Here is a 1,110-nt window from a genome sequence, read left to right as displayed (position 1 = left end):
TTTTAATAATTTTAGGAATCGCGTATTAGCTTGCTGGTCTGATTAGATAAACTTATAACCATAAGTTCAGGAGAGCCGTTCAATTTTTGACTGTTCCGCTTGGCGGTGTATTAGCTCGCAATCAGGGTTATGAATTCAGGAAAATTATGGACAATGCTCTTCAACTAGGCGATCGCAGTAACAATGATTTGTCTATCAAGTTTTTGGAGTTGGACTAGGTAAGATACTAGAGATCAAACTTAAACCCATACCAAATCATTCAATAAATTAGGAAAAATTAATGAAATCAGTAAATATTTTTGGGCTTGTTTAATTGAATCCCTTTGTTAAACGGAAGTCAAGGCAAAAAAAAATAACTTTCTGATTTTTAATTCCTCTATATACAGACTAGGAGCGACATTATGGACGAGTTTGTTAGGAAAGCTGCTGGACTAGGATTGCCTGTGATTTTACTTCTAATTGTGATGGCAACTACAGGTTTTGCAGGAGCGGCCGCAATTACGACGGCTTTGGCAATGTTAGGTGGACCAGCAGGAATGTTCGGTGGCATTGCTTTGCTGGGCATCATCGGTTTAGCGACAGAAATGTTATCTAAGTACGGTCTTGAAGCGCTCTTAATTGGAATTTACAGGCAGCGAATTCAAAATGTAGAATCTCATGCTGCAATTTGCCAAGAAATCCGCAAATTACCACTATCTGGAGATTTGAGGCGGAGACTTGGGGAAGAGTTTGGGTTTTAGTAAACATGAGATGAGCAATTTTATTTTATTTGTAAATTGCCCAAGATATATCTCTGCTAAGTGCTTAGAAAATCAAATAGGAGGAACAGATGGAGAGCGAATTGATTGGAGAGGTTAAATTACGCAACTGCCACCTCGTCTACCGTGAAGGCTCAAACTATCGAGTAGATGTGATTAAGGCTCAAAGACCTACAATCGTATTTACAAAAAACATTACTTGTGAAGTAGTGGAGTATTTGTACAATCAACTCAAGGGACATCAAGTTAATAAAGACAATACTCCGGACAGTTTGTAAAGAGGGATGCGATGCCTTCGGCAACCAATGCTTACGCAATAAGGCAGAGAAGTGAAAAAAGTGAGTGCAATCGG

The 1,110-nt window shown here is 38.8% G+C and carries 2 protein-coding genes; both read left to right on the top strand.

Annotated elements, in window-relative coordinates:
* Positions 1-401: 401 nt before the first annotated feature.
* Positions 402-740, top strand: coding sequence for a hypothetical protein (locus tag QUB37_RS29750; RefSeq protein ID WP_333168839.1), 339 nt, complete (start codon positions 402-404; stop codon positions 738-740).
* Between the two features lie 89 nt (positions 741-829).
* The gene (locus QUB37_RS29745) at positions 830-1,036 is read left to right on the top strand and encodes a hypothetical protein (protein WP_333168838.1); all 207 of its coding nucleotides are present in this window, start codon (positions 830-832) and stop codon (positions 1,034-1,036) included.
* The last annotated feature ends 74 nt before the right edge of the window (positions 1,037-1,110 follow it).

It is taken from the genome of Microcoleus sp. AT3-A2, assembly GCF_036705685.1.
Classification (GTDB): domain Bacteria; phylum Cyanobacteriota; class Cyanobacteriia; order Cyanobacteriales; family Microcoleaceae; genus Microcoleus.
This window is presented reverse-complemented; position numbering and strand designations above follow the sequence as displayed.